At 44.0% G+C, this 21,042-nt stretch carries 20 protein-coding genes, 2 tRNA genes and 1 pseudogene; 12 read left to right on the forward strand and 11 right to left on the reverse strand.

Annotation, left to right across the window (positions count from 1 at the left end):
* Positions 1–38 precede the first annotated feature (38 nt).
* Together AB5Z12_RS16800 and AB5Z12_RS16805 are read left to right on the forward strand one after the other, a co-directional pair.
* Positions 39–1,166 carry a glycerate kinase gene (locus AB5Z12_RS16800; protein ID WP_368357400.1) on the forward strand — a complete coding sequence of 376 codons (1,128 nt, stop codon included), beginning with the start codon at positions 39–41 and terminating at the stop codon, positions 1,164–1,166.
* Between the two features lie 10 nt (positions 1,167–1,176).
* Positions 1,177–1,254, forward strand: a pseudogene (locus AB5Z12_RS16805) (DUF6783 domain-containing protein); the annotation flags it as partial.
* Positions 1,255–1,257: 3 nt separating this feature from the next.
* Here the strand turns inward: AB5Z12_RS16805 and AB5Z12_RS16810 are convergent.
* The 3 genes from AB5Z12_RS16810 to nadA form a co-directional block, all read right to left on the reverse strand.
* Positions 1,258–2,280 carry a sugar kinase gene (locus AB5Z12_RS16810; protein ID WP_368357399.1) on the reverse strand — a complete coding sequence of 341 codons (1,023 nt, stop codon included), beginning with the start codon at positions 2,278–2,280 and terminating at the stop codon, positions 1,258–1,260.
* 4 nt (positions 2,281–2,284) lie between these two features.
* Complete coding sequence (locus tag AB5Z12_RS16815; protein WP_173719490.1) at positions 2,285–2,923, reverse strand: bifunctional 4-hydroxy-2-oxoglutarate aldolase/2-dehydro-3-deoxy-phosphogluconate aldolase; 639 nt, start codon at positions 2,921–2,923, stop codon at positions 2,285–2,287.
* 879 nt (positions 2,924–3,802) lie between these two features.
* Positions 3,803–4,720: a quinolinate synthase NadA gene (gene nadA, locus AB5Z12_RS16820; protein ID WP_368357411.1), complete on the reverse strand. Its 918-nt coding sequence runs from the start codon at positions 4,718–4,720 to the stop codon at positions 3,803–3,805.
* A 357-nt stretch (positions 4,721–5,077) separates the two neighbouring features.
* Here nadA and AB5Z12_RS16825 point away from each other — a divergent pair, with 357 nt between their 5' ends.
* The 3 genes from AB5Z12_RS16825 (at position 5,078) to AB5Z12_RS16835 (ending at position 7,965) form a co-directional block, all read left to right on the forward strand.
* Entirely contained in the window at positions 5,078–6,415 is a 1,338-nt protein-coding gene (locus AB5Z12_RS16825; protein ID WP_173774275.1) for an L-aspartate oxidase, read from the forward strand.
* The gene (nadC, locus tag AB5Z12_RS16830) at positions 6,408–7,265 is read left to right on the forward strand and encodes a carboxylating nicotinate-nucleotide diphosphorylase (protein WP_173774274.1); all 858 of its coding nucleotides are present in this window, start codon (positions 6,408–6,410) and stop codon (positions 7,263–7,265) included. The genes AB5Z12_RS16825 and nadC overlap by 8 nt, the downstream gene beginning before the upstream one ends.
* Before the next feature lie 151 nt (positions 7,266–7,416).
* Positions 7,417–7,965 carry a transcription repressor NadR gene (locus tag AB5Z12_RS16835; RefSeq protein ID WP_173774273.1) on the forward strand — a complete coding sequence of 183 codons (549 nt, stop codon included), beginning with the start codon at positions 7,417–7,419 and terminating at the stop codon, positions 7,963–7,965.
* Positions 7,966–8,089: 124 nt separating this feature from the next.
* Here the strand turns inward: AB5Z12_RS16835 and AB5Z12_RS16840 are convergent, their stop codons facing one another.
* Positions 8,090–9,514 (reverse strand): GGDEF domain-containing protein, encoded by a 1,425-nt coding sequence (locus AB5Z12_RS16840; protein ID WP_368357398.1) that lies wholly within the window; start codon positions 9,512–9,514, stop codon positions 8,090–8,092.
* A gap of 582 nt (positions 9,515–10,096) precedes the next feature.
* Between AB5Z12_RS16840 and spoVT the strand changes: the two genes are divergently transcribed.
* Positions 10,097–10,645: a stage V sporulation protein T gene (spoVT, locus tag AB5Z12_RS16845; protein ID WP_173717488.1), complete on the forward strand. Its 549-nt coding sequence runs from the start codon at positions 10,097–10,099 to the stop codon at positions 10,643–10,645.
* A 153-nt stretch (positions 10,646–10,798) separates the two neighbouring features.
* Here spoVT and AB5Z12_RS16850 read toward each other — a convergent pair whose 3' ends face one another.
* Positions 10,799–11,206 (reverse strand): hypothetical protein, encoded by a 408-nt coding sequence (locus AB5Z12_RS16850; RefSeq protein WP_226837975.1) that lies wholly within the window; start codon positions 11,204–11,206, stop codon positions 10,799–10,801.
* A gap of 293 nt (positions 11,207–11,499) precedes the next feature.
* Between AB5Z12_RS16850 and AB5Z12_RS16855 the strand changes: the two genes are divergently transcribed.
* On the forward strand, positions 11,500–12,357 hold the full coding sequence (locus AB5Z12_RS16855) for a M23 family metallopeptidase (RefSeq protein ID WP_195379664.1): 858 nt from the start codon (positions 11,500–11,502) through the stop codon (positions 12,355–12,357).
* Between the two features lie 558 nt (positions 12,358–12,915).
* Entirely contained in the window at positions 12,916–13,158 is a 243-nt protein-coding gene (locus tag AB5Z12_RS16860) for a GIY-YIG nuclease family protein (RefSeq protein WP_148463437.1), read from the forward strand.
* A gap of 74 nt (positions 13,159–13,232) precedes the next feature.
* On the opposite strand, the gene AB5Z12_RS16865 is transcribed toward AB5Z12_RS16860, so the two are convergent.
* From AB5Z12_RS16865 to AB5Z12_RS16875, 3 genes are all read right to left on the reverse strand, one after another.
* Positions 13,233–13,895, reverse strand: coding sequence for a hemolysin III family protein (locus tag AB5Z12_RS16865; RefSeq protein ID WP_118583187.1), 663 nt, complete (start codon positions 13,893–13,895; stop codon positions 13,233–13,235).
* 207 nt (positions 13,896–14,102) lie between these two features.
* On the reverse strand, positions 14,103–15,068 hold the full coding sequence (locus AB5Z12_RS16870; protein ID WP_187565852.1) for a SpoIID/LytB domain-containing protein: 966 nt from the start codon (positions 15,066–15,068) through the stop codon (positions 14,103–14,105).
* Positions 15,069–15,448: 380 nt separating this feature from the next.
* Positions 15,449–15,712: a hypothetical protein gene (locus AB5Z12_RS16875; protein WP_313720459.1), complete on the reverse strand. Its 264-nt coding sequence runs from the start codon at positions 15,710–15,712 to the stop codon at positions 15,449–15,451.
* On the opposite strand from AB5Z12_RS16875, the gene AB5Z12_RS16880 reads away from it, so the two are divergent.
* On the forward strand, positions 15,713–16,498 hold the full coding sequence (locus AB5Z12_RS16880) for a metallophosphoesterase (protein WP_368368715.1): 786 nt from the start codon (positions 15,713–15,715) through the stop codon (positions 16,496–16,498).
* 82 nt (positions 16,499–16,580) lie between these two features.
* Here the strand turns inward: AB5Z12_RS16880 and AB5Z12_RS16885 are convergent, their stop codons facing one another.
* On the reverse strand, positions 16,581–17,006 hold the full coding sequence (locus AB5Z12_RS16885; protein WP_368357396.1) for a hypothetical protein: 426 nt from the start codon (positions 17,004–17,006) through the stop codon (positions 16,581–16,583).
* Between the two features lie 441 nt (positions 17,007–17,447).
* Here AB5Z12_RS16885 and AB5Z12_RS16890 point away from each other — a divergent pair, with 441 nt between their 5' ends.
* From AB5Z12_RS16890 to yedF, 3 genes are all read left to right on the forward strand, one after another.
* Positions 17,448–19,391 carry a serine hydrolase domain-containing protein gene (locus tag AB5Z12_RS16890; RefSeq protein WP_368357395.1) on the forward strand — a complete coding sequence of 648 codons (1,944 nt, stop codon included), beginning with the start codon at positions 17,448–17,450 and terminating at the stop codon, positions 19,389–19,391.
* 72 nt (positions 19,392–19,463) lie between these two features.
* On the forward strand, positions 19,464–19,700 hold the full coding sequence (locus AB5Z12_RS16895) for a DUF3343 domain-containing protein (protein WP_118583176.1): 237 nt from the start codon (positions 19,464–19,466) through the stop codon (positions 19,698–19,700).
* 169 nt (positions 19,701–19,869) lie between these two features.
* Entirely contained in the window at positions 19,870–20,496 is a 627-nt protein-coding gene (gene yedF, locus AB5Z12_RS16900; RefSeq protein WP_204454032.1) for a sulfurtransferase-like selenium metabolism protein YedF, read from the forward strand.
* A 329-nt stretch (positions 20,497–20,825) separates the two neighbouring features.
* Here the strand turns inward: yedF and AB5Z12_RS16905 are convergent.
* Together AB5Z12_RS16905 and AB5Z12_RS16910 are read right to left on the reverse strand one after the other, a co-directional pair.
* Positions 20,826–20,898 (reverse strand) — tRNA-Lys (locus tag AB5Z12_RS16905).
* A 71-nt stretch (positions 20,899–20,969) separates the two neighbouring features.
* Positions 20,970–21,042, reverse strand: a tRNA-Phe gene (locus tag AB5Z12_RS16910).

Below are 21,042 nucleotides of genomic sequence, written 5' to 3' on the forward strand. Positions count from 1 at the left end.
ACATATTTTACCATTTATTTTTTGGGGGATTTTTTCATATGAAGGTTGTCATCGCAATTGATTCTTTAAAAGGAAGCTTAAGCTCAATAGAAGCCGGAATGGCCATCAGGGAAGGAGTTCTTCGGGCAAAGCCGGATGCAGAAGTCATCGTAAAACCTCTCGCAGACGGCGGAGAGGGCACTACGGACGCCTTGATCGAAGGCATGAACGGAGAGCGGATCGATCTGACCGTCACCGGACCCATGCACACTCCGGTCAAGGCTCATTATGGATATCTGAAAGACAGCAATACCGCTGTCATGGAAATGGCTTCCGCTGCCGGAATCACACTGGTTCCAGATGATGCAAAGGATCCTCTTCTTGCTACCAGCTACGGTGTGGGCGAAATGATAAACCATGCCCTCCAAAAGGGTTGCCGCAATTTTATCATTGGAATCGGCGGAAGCGCCACCAACGACGGCGGCATCGGTATGTTAAAAGCTCTTGGCGTACGTTTTTTGGATGAAAATGATGTGGATGCAGGCGAAGGCGGACAGGCACTGGCGAAGGTTTCCAGAATCGACATTTCCGGCCTGAATCCGCTTTTAAGAGAAGCTCATATTCAGGTGGCATGCGATGTGAATAACCCTCTTTGCGGTGAAATTGGTTCCACATATGTTTACGGTCCGCAAAAAGGTGTGACAGAAAATCAGAAAAAGCAATTAGATGAAGATATGGCACATTTTGCGCAAATCACTTCCCAAGCTCTGGGAACGGATTACTGCAATACCCCTGGTGCCGGTGCTGCCGGAGGGCTTGGCTTCGCCTTTCTCTCCTACCTGGGGGCGACGCTGACGCCTGGGATCGAACTGATTCTGAATGCTGTAGGACTGAAGCAGGAACTTTCTGATGCGGACGTGGTAGTCACCGGTGAAGGCCGCCTGGATTTTCAGACAGCCATGGGAAAAGCTCCTGTAGGCGTGGCGAAGCTGGCAAAAAAACACCATGCAAAGGTTATCGCATTTGCCGGAAGTGTCACAAAAGAAGCATCCGCCTGCAATAAAGAGGGAATTGATGCTTTTTTCCCAATTTTACGAAATGTCTGCACACTTGCGGAAGCTATGGATCCTGCCACTGCAAAAGCCAATATGACTGCCACTGCCGAGCAGGTGTTCCGGCTGCTTTAAAGCGTAATTAATCTTTTCCTGCTCTGGATATACCGCAAAGTGGGGCGTGCAGATTGCGGGAAAGATTTTTCAAACACGCTCTACTGGCTATCTAACGCTTCATTTCAAAATCCTGTCCTATACTATGATGCATCTCGATTGTCTGTTGAATTTCCTGAGGGTCTGTCCATAACATATCCCCACTGACGGTATTTTTCATAGCACTGGCTGCATTTCCATATTCCAGCGCTGCCTGGCAGTTTCCATTCGCCTTTAATAATCCATACAGAAAACCGGAAATATAAGCGTCTCCGCTTCCGATTCTGTCTACAACCTCAATTTTCTCATAAGGTTTTTCTTCATAATAGCTGTCTGTTTTTTTCTCATAGATTACGGAACCAAAAGTATGAGACTTGGGACTGTGCACAATTCTCTGGGTTGCGGCAACCACAGCGATATCATATTCATCGGAAAAACTTTTCAGGATTTCTTTTATGTCCCCTGTTTTTCCAAATGTAAGATTAGCTGTGGATTCTGAGCAGAAAAAGATGTCTACGATAGGTAAAATCTTTGTTATGCAGTCTCTTGCCTCATCTCCGGTCCACAAATTCCCCCTGAAATTTACATCAAATGAGATCAATGCACCTTTTTCTTTGAATTTTTTCATCATTTCAATAGCATTTTCCCTTACCGGACCGCCAAGTCCCAGAGTGATTCCGCTGGTATGGAAGCATCTTGTATTTTCATACATTTCTTCTGGAAAATCTTCTAAAGATAATTTATTCACAGAAGAATACTTGCGGTCGTAAACCACCTGCGGTTTACGAGGATCTGCTCCATATTCATAATAGTAAATTCCCAGTCTGGAATCTGCACTGTCATCTCCAGCCAGGTAATCCGTGTCAACACCGTTTCTTCTGATCTCCCTTTTCGCATAATTTCCAATGGCATGAGATGGAATCTTGGAGATAATACCTGTAGTAAGCCCCAGGTTGGCTGCGCCAACAGCTACATTTAATTCTGCCCCGCCCAACTGTTTCTCAAATCTGGTGCCCTGGGCTAAACGCTCGTTTCCTTCTGGCGATAAACGAAGAAGCACTTCACCTAATGCCAGCATATCAAATTTTTTTCCCATTTTATTATCCTCTTATATCCTCTACGATTTTTGCAGCTTCTCTGGTCAACTTCTCAATTTCGTCAAATCTGCCTTCTGTGATCAGTTTGCCTTTTACCATCCAGCTTCCTCCACAGGCAAAAATGCGGTCATATTCCAGATATTTTTTTACATTCTCCGGATTGATTCCGCCTGTTGGCATAAAACTTAAGGAAGTATACGGTGCTGCCATTGCCTTGATAAATGCCAGTCCACCAGCTTGCTCCGCCGGGAAAAATTTGATTACGGAAAGGCCTCTGCGTACTGCCTGGGCCGCCTCAGATGGTGTGATGCAGCCTGGAAGTACCGGAATCTTTTTCTCAATACAGTAATCGACAATTTCCGGGTCAAAGCCAGGGCTTACAATAAATTCAGCACCTGCATGAACAGAACGGTCTACCTGCTCTACAGTGAGTACAGTTCCTGCTCCAACCAGCATCTCCGGGTGTGCTTCTTTCATAAGGCGGATGGCTTCACCTGCCGCTGCAGTTCTGAACGTTACCTCTGCACAGGCAAGTCCTCCATTGCAAAGAGCATCCGCCAGCGGCACTGCATCTTTCTCATTTTCAATTACTACAACCGGTACAATTCCCATTTTTTTAATTTTTTCCAATACTGTGTTCATACTTTCTCCTTTTTCACCACTTAATTACTACGAAAATCCCGTCTAACAATAGACATGAGCGTTTTGTGAATATGTCAAATTCATCATACCATTTTTTTATTTTCAACAGATAAGCTCCATTTTTTAGCAGATATTTCTTTTTTATTGTAGAATTCATCTGATGTGCTTATAATATATCTCACCATACTCTATTTGCAATATGTAATTACTACCAATTATTTCCTTCATTTTTAGGTTATTTTTCCATTTTGACAGTTCTTTTTTACAAGTTTCCTGTAACTATAGTCTTTTGCGTTACTGTTCACTGGTAACATTCCGCGAGGTGTTTTTTGTGAACAAAGTTCACAGAAAACCCGAGAGTTGCGGCGCGAAATCATGCAAAGCATGATTTCTGTGCATCGCGAAGCGTGTTACTGTAAACGGAGTGAACAGTAACTCTTTTGCTTTTGCCATAAATATTTCCTGTAAAATTTTTTGACATTCTATTTAAAGCATGATAATATAATTAGTATAAAAAAGGTGCTACTGATAGACGGTTAGTCCGATTTTATGTATACACAAAGTAGTCGCTCAGTTTCTCGGACCGGGGCGGCTATTTTTGTGGCTTATTAGTATCTTTGCCGAATGTGTATCCGGCACAAAAGCAAGTAATGCCAAAACTCATTACTGCAATAAAGTCCAAAATACTCATTGGCTTAGCCCTCCTTTCCGTTTGATTCCCTTCCGGGTTTCTATGTAATCAGAGGGTCACAGTCCCTCTGCCGAAGGACTAACCGCCTACCGTTATGGTAGCACCCAAATATAATTATATCAGTTGTATTCTTTTTTTTACAATTAGTAATTGTCTCTAATTTCTGCTTATCTTAAAAGATAAATTTTCTATTCCCCCATCGTCAACATCGTATCAATACAAGCCTTCGCCTTCACTCTCACATTCTCATCCAGCTTGATCTCTTCTCCGCCCTGACCGCAGACGCAATTATAAACATCCATCAATGTAGTCAGTTTCATATTGTGGCATACGCAGTCCTTTGACAGCGGATAAAATTTCTTGTCCGGGCACTCGTACTGGAGATGCTGGACAATGCTGTTCTCGGTGCCGATAATAAATTCTTTAGCATCGCTTTCCTCGGCATATTTCATAATTCCGGTAGTACTTCCAATATAATCTGCCATTGCAGAAACCTCTGGCAGACACTCTGGATGAACCAGTAACTTCGCTTCCGGATGAGCGGCTCTGGCTTTTTTCACATCTCTTACAGACATTCTAAGATGAGTTGGACATCCCCCGTGAACGAACTTGAACGTTTTTTGCGTAACCTGCTTCTCCACCCATGCGCCAAGGTTGCAGTCCGGGATAAACAGGATCTTGTCATTGTCGATATTGTTCACAATCTTCAACGCAGAAGAAGAAGTTACGCACACATCACAGATTGTTTTCAGTTCGGAAGTGGTATTAATATAAGCCACAACTGTGTAGTCCGGATTGGACTCTTTCAGTGCGGAAAGCATCTCCACATCCAGCTGCTCTGCCATTGGACATCCTGCGCCGCTATTGGAAAGGTAAACCTTTTTCTCCGGAGAAAGAATTTTTACTGTTTCTGCCATAAATCTTACACCACACATCAGCACGTTCTTCTGCGGAGCCTTAGCCGCCTGCTGGCTCAGTCCATAAGAATCACCTGTGTAATCTGCTACCTCCAGAATCTCATGGCTCTGGTATGCATGCGCCAGAATGCAGATATCTTTTTCCTTCTTTAAACGCAGAATTTCATCCTGCAGCTGTCTTGTTGTCATCATAATCGTTTTTCACTCCTGTGTTTTCATTTATTCCGGAACTTTAATTTTCCATGTATACCCGAATGTGTTCTTAAATATCTTCTTACCCTCATTGGCTGCTAATAGCTCCACTCTTTTCGGACATTTTCTTAGGATTATATTACCTGCCGTCCTCACTGTCAATAAAAAAGTTTACAGCTATCTTGTCAATTGTAAAGTTTAGTGATATACTACAGGGCATGTCGTTCGGAAAATTTGAATCCGCGCGCACAATTGCAATCATTCACAGAGAAATTTTATAAGCCTGCGCTTCAGATTATTTTTGCAAAATTTCTCTGTACACCAAATTTATCCACGAAAAAAGGACCATCAATTATGAAAACAGATATCCTCATCGCAGGAAGCGGCTGCTCCGGTCTTTACTGTGCCCTCCAGCTTCCCCGCGACAAAAAAATCACCGTCATCACCAAGTCCGACCTTACCAGTAACGATTCCTTTCTCGCCCAGGGCGGCATGTGCATGCTGAAAGAACAGTCCGACTATGACAGCTTTTTCGAAGACACCATGAAAGCCGGACACTACGAAAATGACAAAAAATCCGTAGAGATCATGATCAAAACCTCCCCGGAGGTTGTCAGGGATCTTGTTTCTTACGGTGCCCAGTTCGAGCGAAACGAAGACGGCAGCCTTGCCTACACCAAAGAAGGCGCCCATTCCACCAACCGTATTATTTTCCACGAGGATGTAACCGGAAAAGAGATCACCAGCACCCTGCTCCGCGAAGTCCAGAAGCTTTCCAATGTAGAACTTCTGGAATACACCACCCTGGTTGATATTCTGGAAAAAGACAACCACTGCTACGGCGCTGTGATCCGCCGTCCAGATGGTTCCCTTGACACCGTTACTGCAACCTATACCGTTCTGGCCAGCGGAGGGGTAGGTGGACTTTACAGACATTCCACCAACTTCCGCCACCTTACCGGCGACGCACTTGCTATTGCAGGTAAGCATAATATTGAACTGCAGAACCCGGATTACGTGCAGATCCACCCTACCACCTTCTACACCAAACATCCGGAAGACCGCAGCTTTCTGATTTCCGAATCTGTCCGTGGCGAAGGTGCCAGACTTTACGACAAAAACATGAACCGTTTCGTAAACGAGCTGCTGCCTCGTGATCTTCTTTCCCAGAAAATTCACGAACAGATGGCAAAAGACGACACCGACTTTGTCTGGGAAGACCTGCGCACCATCCCGGTAGAAACTCTTCGCCACCATTTTCCAAACATTGTTGAGCACTGCAGGGAAATGGGCTATGATGTTTTCAAGGAATGTATCCCGGTTGTTCCGGCACAGCATTATTTCATGGGCGGCGTAAAAGTGGACTATCAGAGCCGTTCTTCCATGGAAAATCTCTATGTAGTAGGAGAAGCTGCCTGCAACGGTGTCCATGGCAAAAATCGCCTGGCAAGCAACTCCCTGCTGGAAAGCCTTGTTTTCGCAAGACGGGCAGCGCAGGATATGGCAGAGCATGATCTTAAGAAAGCTTTACCTCAGAATGCCAGTGAAATTGCTGATTACCTTGCTTCCCACGTAGACTTCACCCCATACCAGGACATTCAGACCCTGGCCGAAACTTATCACCATCTTGCCACACAGGCCATCACCCTTGGCCAAAATCCAGAAGGCAGAAAGGAATTTTTATATGTATGATCAGGTAACTCTCGGATTAAATGTTGATCCGTTCATTTTAAGCGCATTAAAAGAAGATATCACAAGCGAAGACGTATCCACCAACAGCGTAATGCCAGATTCCACTCCAGGCGTTGTAGATCTTATCTGCAAAGAAGATGGAATCATCTGCGGACTCCAGGTTTTTGAGCGTGTTTTCACACTTCTGGATTCATCCACCAGAGCTGAATTCTATGTAAAAGACGGAGACCATGTAGAAAATAAACAGCTTGTGGGAAAAATTTACGGAGATATCCGTGTGCTCCTTTGCGGGGAAAGAACCGCCCTTAACTATCTCCAGAGAATGAGCGGAATCGCCACCTACACCAGCCAGGTTGCAGCTCTTCTTGAGGGAACCGGGATCAAGCTTCTGGACACCAGAAAAACCACCCCGAACAACCGTATTTTCGAGAAATATTCCGTTCGCGTAGGCGGCGGCAATAACCACCGCTATAATCTTTCCGACGGCGTTCTTCTCAAGGACAATCACATCGGTGCCGCAGGAGGTGTAAAACAGGCCATCTCCATGGCAAAAGCCTACGCTCCTTTTGTCCGCAAAATTGAAATAGAGGTAGAAAATCTGGATATGGTAAAAGAGGCAGTAGAAGCTGGTGCGGACATTATCATGCTGGATAATATGACCACTGAACAGCTGAAAGAATCCATCGACTACATTGCCGGACGTGCCGAAATTGAAGTTTCCGGAAATGTAACAAAAGAAAATATTGCCAGACTCACTGGTTTGGGTGTAAATTATGTATCAAGCGGAGCACTTACACATTCCGCTCCTATTATGGATTTATCAATGAAAAATCTACATCCGGTGGAGTAAGCCCTATTCGGCTGAACTCCCCCACCGACAGCAATTATCAGAATGGAAGTCATCTGTTTCCCGCCATCAACACGTCCCAAAACGTGTTTGACAAAGGCTCTACACGGTAACAGGTAACTTTCATCACAAACCAGCAGACAGGAGATAAAAAATGAAAGGTGAAAAAAGACGAAAACAACTTCTGAATATCCTATCTTCCAGCAATAATCCCGTTTCCGGCGGTACCTTATCTAAGGAATTAAATGTAAGCCGCCAGATTATTGTCCAGGATATTTCTCTCCTGCGTGCCAACGGAGCCACCATTTTTTCCACCAACAAAGGCTATCTGCTCCAGGAGGACAGGAAATATTCCAGAGTTTTCAAGGTTTATCACACTGATGACCAGGTCGAAGAGGAATTAAGCACTATCGTAGACGCCGGCGGACAGATCCGCGACGTATTCGTCTACCACAAGGTCTACGGCGTGCTGAAAGCTGACATGGGAATCAAATCCCGCCGCGACATCCGCGCCTACATGGAGGAAATCAGCACTGGCAAATCCAGCCTTCTGAAAAATGTAACCTCCGGCTACCACTATCACACCATCGACGCCGAAAGCGAAGAAATTCTGGATGCCATTCAGGAAGAACTTCAGCAGAAGGGGTTCCTTGCGAAATTACAGGACTACGAGCCCGTGGATTTCTGGGGCGGTCAGGAATAAAAAGCGAAAAAATCTAAGAACCAGGCTGAGCACAAGTCTCATCCTGGTTCTTGTTATTCCAAAAGAATTTCAATCAACTCTGTTGTATTTAGAATATTTGAAAATATAAGGAAAACGCAATCTGTTACCTTCGTCTGACTATTTTGCTTTCCTGGTAATAGCGTTCCTTGTTCTTATACATTCTTTCATCTGCTTCTTTGGCAATGTCATAGATGTTATCCCATTCTTTCTCAGAACTGAAAACATATCCCCATGAGATTGTCATAGAATCCACCAGTTTCCCATGCCATTGTGCAACACGCCGGTCAAAGCTTTCTATTATGCTTTGAAATTCCTTTGTATTTCCGGTGATGATCACAACAAACTCATCTCCTCCGATTCTGTAGACATTTCCATACTTTCCAAAACTTTCCCTCATACAATTGGCCGCTGCACATATAAGTTCATCGCCTGCAGCATGTCCAAGAGAATCATTTGTATGTTTTAGGTTATTAAGATCCATGGAAATATATATCCATTCCTCGCGGAGATCAAGGTTGTTTATCCTTTCTTCGTATGCATGTCGGTTAAAACATCTTGTAAGTTCATCTGTGTTTGATATGTACAGCAGTTTTTCTTTTTCATATTTTTCTTTCATAACTCTTGAAAGCATGTAGAACATACAGCAGGAAGCCAATACAAGATACACGCCAACTATGAGAACCGCAAAAATATTTCCTTGCCGATAAAAGGAACTGTCTATAGTTACAGCTACAATATAGTCATCATACTGACTGAGTAAACATTTGCAGCGTTTTCCACCTATCCTTATGAGTCGGACATCTGTCTCGCCGCTTTTTTTATCAGATGATACAACAAGCCCTTCCAGTTTCACGCCTATCTGTCTGGAATCCGTAGCACCTTTTACAATTTTGTTCTGGGAGTCTGCCACGAAAATTTCGATTCCCTTATAAACAGGCATATCACTTACTACAGCGGAGATTTCGTTTTGCTTTAGTTCTTTAAGCAGACGCTTTGGTTCGATGCCGATCTGGATCATTCTGGTACCGGCTTCGTTCCATGTAATGGCATACATCAGTTCCTTTCCTTCAGCGGTATTCGGAGTAACATCCTGACACATGGTAAGCTTTTTATCTGTAAGCATAGGCTTAAAATATTCCATCTGCTCTCCGGAGTCAAAACTGAAGCCATAGTATTTAGGCAAAGTACCACTGTAGATATATCCGTTTTTATCAAACAGATGAATTTCGTCTACTAATATCAAATCTGCTATTTTCTGCAATTCTTCTACATCATATTCCACCTGTGGTTTTGCATCTATAATATAGGATACAGCCTTTGCTCTTACTATATAATCGTCCTTTAGCGATTCGATGAGTCCATTTTCACTATCATCATTTTTATTGAGCACGGTGATAACACGATCCAGCAGTATTTTTGACATCCTGTATGTATTACTGTCATTGACATACTTTAAAATTCCGGCTTCAAGCAATAATGCAATCGCAATGGTTGCAAACGCTAAAAAAACAAGCTTTTTTTTCTTCATAAATATATTTTATCATAATTTCCATATGTAAACCATACATAATTTGCATGAATTTTCTCCGAAATTACCGTTCGGTTACTGTTCACTCCGTTCACAGTAACGCGCTTCGCGATGCACAGAAATCATGCATTCGCATGATTTCGCGCCGCAATTCTCGGGTTTTCTGTGAACTTTGTTCACAAAAAACGCCTCGCGGAATGCTACCAGTGAACAGTAACACCGTTCGTTACTGCTCACTCCATTCACAGTAATGCGCTTTGCGATGCACAAAAAGACGAACCTTCTTGTGACAAGCACAAGAAGTAGCGTTCACAACCTGGCCGGCAACTCATAAGATTTTTTTGTTATGTAAACCAATCATACTCGCCTAATTGCCTTTCAAAAACTGTTAAATATGATACCTTCTTATTGTCACGAGCAAAAAAATTACCTCATCTCGTGCGCATAATTCCCCCATATTTTCACATACTATCCATACACTACAAAATATGGAAACCCACAAAACAAACAAGCTCTATAGTGTGTTTAAAAAAGTCAATTGTTTCCCACAATTGCATCATAAAGTACAGGAGGAACAGATAAATGAAAGCCACAGGAATCGTAAGAAGAATAGATGATCTGGGCCGGGTGGTCATCCCAAAAGAAATCCGTCGGACCCTGCGAATCAAAGAAGGTACCCCACTTGAAATTTTCACCGACCGTGAAGGTGAAATCATTCTGAAAAAATACTCCCCAATCGGAGAGCTTAGCCTTTTTGCAAAAGAATACGCCGAGTCCCTCTCCCATTCCACCGGCATGCTTTCCTGCATCACCGACCACGACCAGGTAGTAGCTGCTGCCGGTCCGGGAAGTAAGGAATTCATTGGAAAATTGATCAGCAGCCAGCTGGAAGCTGTTATCAATGACAGAGAAGCCAAATGTCTTAGTGCCAAAGACCGTGGCAAAGTCCCTGTGGTGGATGAACAGCCAGCTCCATCCACATCCCAGGTCATCCAGCCCATCATAGCCGCCGGAGATGCTATTGGCAGTGTCATCCTCATGGGAAAAACCGACAAAGACATTCCCGGTGCCAGCGAAAAGCTTCTGGCGCAGACTGCTGCCGGGTTTCTTGGACGGCAGATGGAACAATAATTTTGTTATCGCTGCAGTCAACGTCTCGATAGAGCCTGTTTGAAAAATCATTCCCGCAATCTGCCAGTGAACAGAAACTAAAAAACTGCTGTATCCATTTAGCCCCTCTTCAAAGTCCATTAAATGGTACAGCAGTTTTCGAATTTATATACCTCAACAATCCTGTTCTGTTTTCTCTTCAGATACAGTGCTACCCTGCTTGCCCTGATCCCGCATCTTCTGCCTCTGCCTGGTAATATCAAAATACTCCGGCGAAATAATCCCACGGGCAACCAGTGCATCAAAAACCTCCTTCTGCGACCGCGTCATCACCATACCCACAGTTGAATTATAATCTGTAAGCACACATCCTGTCTTCTCGATCATCCAGAACAGTGCCGAATCATTCTCCGGGATCATCTTCCAAATCTCCTTCTCCGGATATGGCAAAAGCGCCATCATGGTCTGAAGATGGCCCTTCTCCTCAATCAATCTGTAATCCCCATCCGGCATAATGACTCCATCTGAGAAATTCGGAATCTGATCAGCTTTCTGCAAAAGCTCCTCTGTAATCTTCACCACAAGTTACCCCCTGTAAATTATTTTTTAACGGACATGTCGCCTGTCGGCGACATCACCATATATGAAAGTCAGCTGTTCCGCGCCTATGGCGCTCCCACAGCTGCCGACATCATTTATTTTTCACAGCACCGCACATGTTTTCCCCTATTATACCATGCCGCTTATATAAGTGCCACCAATTTAAATTTTCTCATTTTCATGAATTAATGAATAACCTCCAATTTTCTGGACACCCTATAAATACAGACAGGTACAACAGCTGTGAACAGAATGTATGTAGAGGTGAAAAGAATATGAGGAAAAACAGAACAGCAAAATTTATTTTCAACGGCGCTCTCCTTGCAGTTATGGCAGTTCTCGGAGTGACCGCTTACCAGGTTGCAAACAAACCAGAACATATTCAGGAAGTGCTTCCATTGGAAAGCACCAAGGAAAGTGACACTGCCAAAACAGATGGAGACAGTTCCACGGATGATTCTTCCCTTGCAGAAGCAGGTACTAACATGGTAGAAGCAGATCTGGACGGAATTTCCGATACCGGAATCCTCGACAGTGAGTCTTTGATAAACGAATCAGATAATTCATCCGCAACAGACATGGCAAGCCTTGACAATACCGTGGACTTAACCAACTCTGCTGACATTAACGATACTGCTGATATTTCCAGCTCCGCTGACATTGGAGAAAGCACCAGCGTAAACGCTCAGGTCTCCCTGCACAAAGGACCGGAAATCAACTTCTCGGAAGATACATTAATGGAGTGGCCGGTAAACGGACATGTTCTCATTGATTACAGCATGGATCAGAGCGTTTACTTTCCAACTCTGGATCAGTATAAACTGAGCCCTGCGATTTCCGTACAGGCAGTGGAAGGTGCACCTGTAGTTTCCGCAGTAAACGGAACCGTATATTCTATTGAAAATAATGCCCAGACTGGCACTACCGTCACCATGGAGCTTGGAAACGGCTACCAGGCAATCTATGGTCAGCTTACTGATCTGGACGTTGCTGAAGGCGATACCGTCACTAAAGGTTCCATCATAGGCTATGTCGCAGCTCCTACCATTTATTACAGCGAAGAAGGCAGTAACCTGTACTTCGCCATGAAAAAAGACGGTGAACCAATCGACCCGATCACGTATCTGCCGTAAAAAAATTCACTCCATGAAATATCAACATTCACAAAAGTAAAAAAACAACGTATAATAAAGCAGGTGGGAAAATCCGCAGTCGGTACCTAAATCCTACCTGCTTTTTTCCAGTCCTTCCAGGCAGCTAAGAGCCCGGGACCCGCCATAGCAACCATTCTGACACGCTCTAGAGCATGTTTGAAAAAGGTTCTAGTATTCTTTAGGACTGCAAATAATATACCAGCTTACCGATTGCTTTTTATAAAAATAAGGAGCATTGTCAGCCAGTTAACAGCATGACGATACTCCTTTACATAAATATTTATTTAATTCCTAAACGGACATGTCGCCTGTCGGCGACATCACCATATATGAAAGTCAGCTGTTCCGCGCCTATAGCGCTCCCACAGCTGCCGACCGCATTCGTAATCCGGGCTATCACCCTACTTACTCATACGCTCTAGCCCGTCCGATATCCAATAATTCGCTCATGCAAGCATGGCTCATTCTTGGCTGCCGTCCGGGACTTTCATAGTAAAACATTAAGAACTTTCACCTTACAACCCAAAAAGGAGCCCCATGAATTACACCTACATCGTCCAGTGTGCCGACGGTACTCTTTACACCGGATGGACAAACTGTCTGGAAAAGCGCCTGAAAGCCCACAACAGCGGCAAAAACGGAGCCAAATACACCAAAACCAAACGTCCGGTAACTCTTGTCTACTACGAAGGCTACGCCACCAAAGAAGAAGCCATGAGCCGGGAATATGCAATCAAACAATTAACCCGGGCGAAAAAATTAGCCCTGATGGAATTTTAAAGGAGGTCACAGTTCCCTCTAAATATTAAAAGTTATTAAAAAACTTGTCTAAAATATTTTACCTTACCATATCATCAAATCGGCATATTCGCCACAAAACAATACATCACAATAAAATGACACGCGCTTCCCAGCATAATAAATACGTGGAAAATCTCATGTGACCCAAAATTCTTATGTTTCGCATTAAAGATGGGAAGCTTCAGTGCATAGATCACACCGCCAATCGTATAAATAATTCCCCCCGCCAGCAGCCAGCCAAATCCAGCCTTAGGCAATGCATGAATAATTGGCATGAACGCAAGCACACACAACCAGCCCATTCCAATATACAGCACAGAAGAAATCCATTTCGGACAAGTCACCCAGAATGCCTTAAATACAATTCCCAGAATTGCTGTCGCCCACACAAGTGCGCAAAGTATATATCCAATCTTGTTATGAAGAACAATCAGGCACACCGGCGTATAGCTTCCAGCGATCATTACAAAGATCATCATATGATCCAGCTTCTTCAGTCTGCGGTTCACCTTCGCCGTAGAATCAACGGAATGATAAAGAGTACTTGCCGCATAAAGCAGCATCATCGTAAGAATAAACACTCCCAGTGCCACAATATGAATATGATCGCTCCACTCTGACGAGCGAATCAATAAAGGCGCTGCTCCCACTGCTGCCAGAAGAAAAGCAATCCCATGTGTAATCGCACTTCCCGGATCTTTTAATTTAAATTTCATGATAGCACCTCCTAGAACTTTTCCAAAGCAACTTTGCAAGCAATCAGTTTGATCCCTGAGCTGCAATGTTTTTGCAAACTTTATCATGTAGTTTTAATTACTATGTCATCAAGTATGTGTTATACTATAACACTTTTTTTGAAAAATTCAAGGGGTTTTATAAAACTTTTATAATAAAAGTAATTTTTCGATTTTCAGCAACATTTTTCACCTCTCCATCTCCATCACTGCCTCAACCTCCATCTCCGGAAAATATGTCTCCAATATCTCCTCCCAGCTACTCCCTTTCTTCGCCATCTCATTCCCCCCATACTGGGAAAATCCAATTCCATGTCCTTTTCCTTTGCATAAAAAGCGCACCATTTTTCCTACTTTCTGCACTGAAAAATCTGCGGAAGCCAGATGCATGCCCTGGCGAAAAGTCTCACCCTCAAGCCAGTTTCCATCAGCTGTCAGCGCAGTCACATAACCGGCACTATCTCGCTTTTTGACCACCAGCTTCGCAGGAAGCTGACTGGCAGGCACATATGTACTGTTTACATAATCTGGTGCCTCCCTGTCCTGACTACTTTCCACTGATTTCAGATAGCCATAATCTGCACTGTGAAAAACCTCTTTCCCATCCCTGGTTTTACCGCTGCTGATCTCATGATAGGGAACTAATTTCAGCTTTCCATTATATGTAAGAACCTGCCCGACTGTTGCCTCTGCCGCTGCTCCATACTGCTGCAGCTTATCCACCGCACTCAGTAATTTCCAGACACCTCCATACCCAACAACAAAACTCCTGCCACTATTTAATTCTGCTATTCGGAAGGATAACACCTCTTCATCTTCTGTCGCAGCTGTCATTTGCTCAACTCTTCTTTCCCTGTTTTTCCCTGCGATACTTTCACTTACTTCATCCAGAATTTCTCCTTCACTTTCCCCCTCCTCCAGCCGCCTGTACACCTCCGACCTTGCAATCACCGCCTGAGCTTTCACCGCTTCCTCCGCATAATCCCCTTTCATCTGTACCATCAACATCAGCGGAACCATATCCTCCACCCCCGGAGAATGCAGTAAAAGTGCTTTATCAGCCCCATTCAAGGCAATTGTACACATATACGGTAGTAATAAAATGAATGGAATAAACAGCCCTGAAGAATAAAAGCTCCGAAACCATTTTCTCATATATTTCCTGCCCTTTGCCATTGCTTAAAAATAATTGGCATACCTGATGTTCCAGGTTTCAGGAATCTTTCTCGCTTTGCCCGCATAAGCAACAGCTCTCCTGTCTATCTCATTTCTCCTTATTATATGCACAATTGCAAAAACTTATTAACCGTAGTATACTGTACCCATTGTTGCGCAGACACGGTAACAAAGCGTGTAACTGCTAATTTTCAAAGTAAATATAACGGAGGTTTTTCATGGCCGCACTCTTTCTCGCACCCCTATACATCCTGATCAATGCATACGTTGTCCGTTGGATGATACGATGGATGGGCGCCTGTCACAGACTTTTTCAGACAATGGCATTTCGCGCTTCCTTTATAGGAGTTTACATAATATTAGCAACAGCCCTGCTCACCGGCTTTCTCATCAAAAAGCCGGCCAACCTGCACCGTATTCTCAAGCATACAGGTAACTATTTTCTCGGAACTTTCATCTATATTCTGCTGGTAATCGCTGTCGTTGATTTTGGCCGTCTGATACTGAAATACATATTCCATGCCCCGTTTATCGGGCACCGCAGCACTTTCGTCATCACAGGCCTGATCTGCACCATACTGATCATCAGCCTCAGTGTTTACGGAATCCTTCATGTAACCCATGTGAAAACTACACCTTATGAGATAAACGTTGAAAAAACAGTTGACGGCATGGATTCCCTGAAAATAGTCCTTCTCGCTGATACCCATTTCGGCTACAGCATGGGAACCGCCCAGGCAAAACGAATTGTGAAAAAGATCAATGCTGAAAATCCAGATGTGGTCTGTATCGCAGGTGATATTTTTGATAATGAATATGACGCCATTTCCAAGCCAGATGAATTAAAAGAAATTTTAAAAGGAATTAAGTCCAAATATGGAGTTTATGCCTGCTGGGGCAATCACGACCTGAACGAACCAATTCTGGCAGGTTTCACCTTCAACGGAACAGAAGATAACTACAATGATCCCAGAATGGAAGAATTTCTTACAGACGCAGGAATCCACCTGCTAGACGATGAAGCTGTTCTGATCGACAACAAATTTTATATTGTCGGCCGCCGGGATGCCTCCCGCTGTGAAAAAGTAGAAGGCTCCAGAGCCACTCCATCCCAGCTTACCGAATCGCTGGATCAGAACAAACCAATTATTTTTATTGACCATCAGCCAAAAGAATTAGACGAGACAGCTGCTGCCGGTGTTGACCTTGACCTTTGTGGTCACACCCATGACGGCCAGATTTTCCCCGGAAACCTGATTATCCATCTATTCTGGGAAAATTCCTGTGGCTACCTTCGAAAAGGAACTATGCACAACATTGTCACTTCCGGGGCCGGGATCTGGGGTCCGAACATGAGAGTCGGCACCAACAGCGAAATCTGTCCGATTACAGTTCATTTTAACAATTAATGTAACTTTTCCGCAGATACTATACCGCGAGATGTTTTCGTGAACATAGTTCACAGTTACATTAAATCAACCGATTATGCCCCTACGGACTGCCTCTGCACACCCATCGTTCCATGCAAGGCAGTCCCTTCTCATGTGAAACATCCCGTATCCGATTTCCCCTTCTTCCTCGCAGCCCAGCCCTTTCCACTAAAGCCTGTCCACGCTTCACCACATCTATTCCTTCCAGCATCTTTCCCTGGAAAAATCTTCCCACTATACCTTTTTCATATATCTCATAAGCTTCATGCGCGCCCAGCTCCCAGCCAGTCACCACACTCAGCCATCCATTCATCCTTACAGCCAGTCCGCCGATTCCATCAATCAGTCCCTTTATTCCCTGCATACCCCGTCTATTTTCACTCATCACTCCCATGAAAAAACAAGTCACCACGGTCATCACCATATTGAAACATTCTTTCAAACTGAATTTATTTTCCCGGTTGAAATATTTTTTCAATAATCTCATAAAGGCCCTCCTTCTTGTCATGCCTGTCCAAAATCCAAAAGCTTATCACCGCTGCTGTCTCCTAATGCAATTAACTTTGTACCATTTCGGGCACTTTTTCTGCCTCCGGCAGACTGCACGGACAGCTCACAGCAAACAGCCGCCAGAATATGTTTGAAAAAACTCCTCTGCGAACTGCGCACTTTTCGTGATTGTGCAGGGTCTAGTACATCAAATATTAAGTAACTGCCATATTGACTTGTCTGATTTTTCATCTGCTGCGTCAATATAGCAGATACTTAATTTTCGATGTACTAGTAATATTTATGTCTGCCAATACAACCCATAGAACCATTTTTTATAAATTTTCCCCATTTCACCCCTTATTGACACACTTGTCCCCCACTGCTACAATAACCCTAACAACAACTTTTACCGCTTTCCCAAAGAAAGGAGCACCTTATGGCAAAAGAACAGATTGCAGTTGCAGAACTGATTACAAACATTATTCTGGGAAAAACGGACGGAGCCAGCCGGGTAGATTTCTTCCCGCAAAAGCCTAAATTTCCATTTGACAAACCATACGAGCAGCCATTTCCCCGCGCCACGCCGGAGAGCCAGGGTATTTCCTCTGACATGCTGGCCGACTTGCTGCGGGATCTGGACACTTCACACTATACAGACATGCACCATTTCATGGTTCTCCGAAATGGAAAGGTCATCTGCGAGGCCAATTTTGCCCCCTACCGCAGCCGGATCTGGCACGTGACCCATTCCATGTGCAAAAGCATCACCGGCATGGCAATTGGTCTTCTGGTTGAGGAAGGCAAGCTTTCTCTGGACGAGAACATTTACGACATTTTTCAGAAAAAGCTGAACACCTTTAACAAGATTTTCCGCCCTAAAGTCACTGTAGAAAATCTTCTCACAATGACCAGCGGCGTCACTTTCAACGAATCTGGGATCGTCTCTGGAAACGACTGGCTCACCAGCTACCTGAATTCTTCCATCAGCGGCACCCCCGGGGAAAATTTCCAGTACAACAGCCTGAATACCTACGTTCTGTCCGCCATCGTCACGGAACGCACCGGTCAGTCACTTACCGAGTATCTGGAACCACGGCTTTTCGCTCCCCTTGGAATCACCCGCTATTTCTGGGAAACCTGCCCTAAGGGCATTACCAAAGGCGGCTGGGGACTTTTCCTCTGCACCGAAGACATGGCAAAATTAGGTCAGCTTTATCTACAAAAAGGTAAATGGAACGGTCAACAGATTATCCCGGAATTCTGGGTTGAAGTCTCCACCGCCAAGCATAAGGAAAGCATTGAAGGTACTTTCGGCTATGGCTACCAGCTGTGGATGGAAGCTCGCCCGGGCAGCTTTGAATTCAATGGAATGCTTGGTCAGAATGTAATCGTTTACCCTGACATGAACATGGTAGTCGTCACAAACGCCGGAAATAACGAACTTTTCCAGAACTGCGTCATGCTGAACATTATCCGCAAGCATTTTCCGCGCAACTTTCATCCTGCAGATATTCTGCCTGAAAACCCATGTGCCCAGACACTCCTGAACCGCCTGACTGCCGAGCTTGAAAACGGCACTCACGCGCCTCAGACACTTCCAGCCCTCCGAAAAGGCGGCTGGAAAAAAAATCCATCTGGGCTCCGCCACAGTACTAACACCAGACCGAATACCTGGAATTACGTGAAAGGACTTCCTGAACCGAATCCTTACCAGTTCACCCAACAGCTTGATGGCAAAATTTTTGAACTTTCTCCACAGAGCATTGGTCTTTTCCCGCTGTTTATCCAGATTTTCCACAATAATATGACGGAAGGTGTGCAAAAGATTTCATTCGCCTGTGAAAAAGGCAATTTCTCCGTAAACTTTCTGGAATCCGGCGAATGGCACAGCATCCCGACCGGACTTGGAAAATTCAAAGAATCCTGGCTTACCCTCCACGAGGAAAGCTATCTGATTGCAGCCTCCGGAGATTTCACTACAGATGAAAACGGAACCGCCGTCCTGAAGCTGGACTTCACCTTCCTTGAAGAATGTGTTCGAAGAAAAATCAACATTTTCTTCCTGCCCGAAGATGAAATTCTCATCCGCTGGTACGAAACACCAGGCAAAGGCATGATCATGGAAGGTCTGGAATCCATCACCGAAGAAATCTCCAACAACTTTCTCTATGGAGCCTTCAAGGGAACAGGCGGCCTGGATCTCCTTCACAGGGTAATGGAACAGACTATTGAACCGGTTTCGCATGGGTATCTGGTAACACCTGCTGAAGAGGCTCCGAAACAGGGAGCAGTTTCATCCTTAAATGAATCAGATTGCGGAGAACTCTCATCAGAACCCAGTGAAATAACAACCACTTCCTATTCTACTGAAAGTTTGTAATGCACCATATATCGCACTTTAATAGCAAGAAAATTTTTACGACCAAATATGCGGTCAATCAGGAGGTACCCCATGATTTCCCAGGAAAAACGCTTAATCATCACCTTTCGCTGCACCACCGACGCCATCGCCATGGAGAAATCCTGCAAAGCCACTGGTGCTCCAGGAAGACTGATTCCGGTTCCAAGAAGTATCTCTGCCAGCTGCGGACTTTCCTGGTGTGCGCCCCCCACAAGCCGCACTGCCCTTGAGAAACTACTTCAGGAGCAAGACCTGGATCCTGAGGGCATATATGAGTGTATAATTTAATTATTAAACAGGCTCTAATGCAGTACAAATTAATTTTCAGCATTACTTACGCAATATATTAAAAATTTACTGTGTCAGAGTATCCATTACTTAATATATGCTGTATTATAGAGTCTGTTAAAAAATGTCAATTAAAAAAATACAATATAGATAGTAGGAGAAATTACACATGGAAACCAAAACATTTGATGCAAGAGGAATGGCCTGCCCACTCCCAGTTGTAAACGCAAAGAAAGAATCCGAAGAAATGACAAATGGCGGTACCCTTATCATTCTCGTTGACAATGAAATTGCCGTCCAGAACCTTACCAAATTTGGCAACAGCAAAGGCTTTACAGTCTCTTCTGAGAAAAAAACAGAGAAAGATTTCACCGTAACCTTCCAGATTCCGGAAAACAGCACAACCTCAACACCAGCAGCTGAATCTGCCGTTCCCGCCTGCACCCCGGATTCCAAGAAACATGGTCTTGTAGCCGTCCTTTCCGCCAATACCATGGGAAATGGTGAAGAACAGCTTGGAAAGATTCTTATGAAATCCTTCATTTTCGCTCTCACCAAACAGGATCAGCTCCCAGAGATCATTCTGTGCTACAACTCCGGAGCATCCCTTACCTGCGAAGACTCCGATTCCCTGGAAGATCTGAAATCTTTGGAAGCCGAGGGTGTAAAGATTCTCACCTGCGGTACCTGCCTTGATTTCTATGGTTTAAAAGAAAAACTGGCAGTTGGTGGCATTACTAATATGTACGAAATTGTAGAAATTATGGAAAGCGCAGGAACTATCGTGCGCCCATAATAATTACTGTTTACTCCGTTCACAAAATACCTTGCAGAACATTACCAGTGAACAATAAACCTATAACTCTCTAAATAACTTCTAAATAATGAAAATCCACGCTTTAAAATCACTAATTTTCTCAGTAATCAAATTTTTGGCCTTAAGAAAATTTCAAAATTAAAGCGTGGATTTTTACTATTATATGAGACATATCTGAGACATCTTATTTTCAATGGGATACAAATGGGACATATGCTTTTGATTAATTAGAGTTATTTGAGAATTATAAGAAAATATAAAAATGCCGGAAACCCTCATAAATAAAGGATTTCCGGCATTTCTTGAAGTGAAGCATCGGGGATTCGAACCCCGGACAACTTGATTAAAAGTCAAGTGCTCTACCAACTGAGCTAATGCTCCATATTAAATTTGTCATATATTCCACATCTTAAACGCCAAGTTTTTTTCTAAACAACCTTCGGCATTTAAAATGCCCAGAGCCGGAATCGAACCAGCGACACGAGGATTTTCAGTCCTCTGCTCTACCAACTGAGCTATCTGGGC

Source organism: Ruminococcus sp. RTP21358st1_G6_RTP21358_211008, from assembly GCF_040908885.1.
Classification (GTDB): Bacteria; Bacillota; Clostridia; order Lachnospirales; family Lachnospiraceae; genus Blautia_A; species Blautia_A faecis.

What these genes read in the sequence shown, in the direction of transcription:
- yedF (WP_204454032.1), top strand. Translation starts at nt 19,870, where the DNA reads ATGGAAACCAAAACATTTGATGCAAGAGGAATGGCCTGCCCACTCCCA.
- AB5Z12_RS16815 (WP_173719490.1), bottom strand. Translation starts at nt 2,923, where the DNA reads ATGAACACAGTATTGGAAAAAATTAAAAAAATGGGAATTGTACCGGTT.
- nadA (WP_368357411.1), bottom strand. Translation starts at nt 4,720, where the DNA reads ATGACAACAAGACAGCTGCAGGATGAAATTCTGCGTTTAAAGAAGGAA.
- AB5Z12_RS16870 (WP_187565852.1), bottom strand. Translation starts at nt 15,068, where the DNA reads ATGAGAAAATGGTTTCGGAGCTTTTATTCTTCAGGGCTGTTTATTCCA.
- AB5Z12_RS16890 (WP_368357395.1), top strand. Translation starts at nt 17,448, where the DNA reads ATGGCAAAAGAACAGATTGCAGTTGCAGAACTGATTACAAACATTATT.
- spoVT (WP_173717488.1), top strand. Translation starts at nt 10,097, where the DNA reads ATGAAAGCCACAGGAATCGTAAGAAGAATAGATGATCTGGGCCGGGTG.
- AB5Z12_RS16865 (WP_118583187.1), bottom strand. Translation starts at nt 13,895, where the DNA reads ATGAAATTTAAATTAAAAGATCCGGGAAGTGCGATTACACATGGGATT.
- AB5Z12_RS16835 (WP_173774273.1), top strand. Translation starts at nt 7,417, where the DNA reads ATGAAAGGTGAAAAAAGACGAAAACAACTTCTGAATATCCTATCTTCC.
- AB5Z12_RS16825 (WP_173774275.1), top strand. Translation starts at nt 5,078, where the DNA reads ATGAAAACAGATATCCTCATCGCAGGAAGCGGCTGCTCCGGTCTTTAC.
- AB5Z12_RS16860 (WP_148463437.1), top strand. Translation starts at nt 12,916, where the DNA reads ATGAATTACACCTACATCGTCCAGTGTGCCGACGGTACTCTTTACACC.
- AB5Z12_RS16800 (WP_368357400.1), top strand. Translation starts at nt 39, where the DNA reads ATGAAGGTTGTCATCGCAATTGATTCTTTAAAAGGAAGCTTAAGCTCA.
- AB5Z12_RS16840 (WP_368357398.1), bottom strand. Translation starts at nt 9,514, where the DNA reads ATGAAGAAAAAAAAGCTTGTTTTTTTAGCGTTTGCAACCATTGCGATT.
- AB5Z12_RS16810 (WP_368357399.1), bottom strand. Translation starts at nt 2,280, where the DNA reads ATGGGAAAAAAATTTGATATGCTGGCATTAGGTGAAGTGCTTCTTCGT.
- AB5Z12_RS16875 (WP_313720459.1), bottom strand. Translation starts at nt 15,712, where the DNA reads ATGGGTTACATGAAGGATTCCGTAAACACTGAGGCTGATGATCAGTAT.
- nadC (WP_173774274.1), top strand. Translation starts at nt 6,408, where the DNA reads ATGTATGATCAGGTAACTCTCGGATTAAATGTTGATCCGTTCATTTTA.
- AB5Z12_RS16855 (WP_195379664.1), top strand. Translation starts at nt 11,500, where the DNA reads ATGAGGAAAAACAGAACAGCAAAATTTATTTTCAACGGCGCTCTCCTT.
- AB5Z12_RS16895 (WP_118583176.1), top strand. Translation starts at nt 19,464, where the DNA reads ATGATTTCCCAGGAAAAACGCTTAATCATCACCTTTCGCTGCACCACC.
- AB5Z12_RS16885 (WP_368357396.1), bottom strand. Translation starts at nt 17,006, where the DNA reads ATGAGATTATTGAAAAAATATTTCAACCGGGAAAATAAATTCAGTTTG.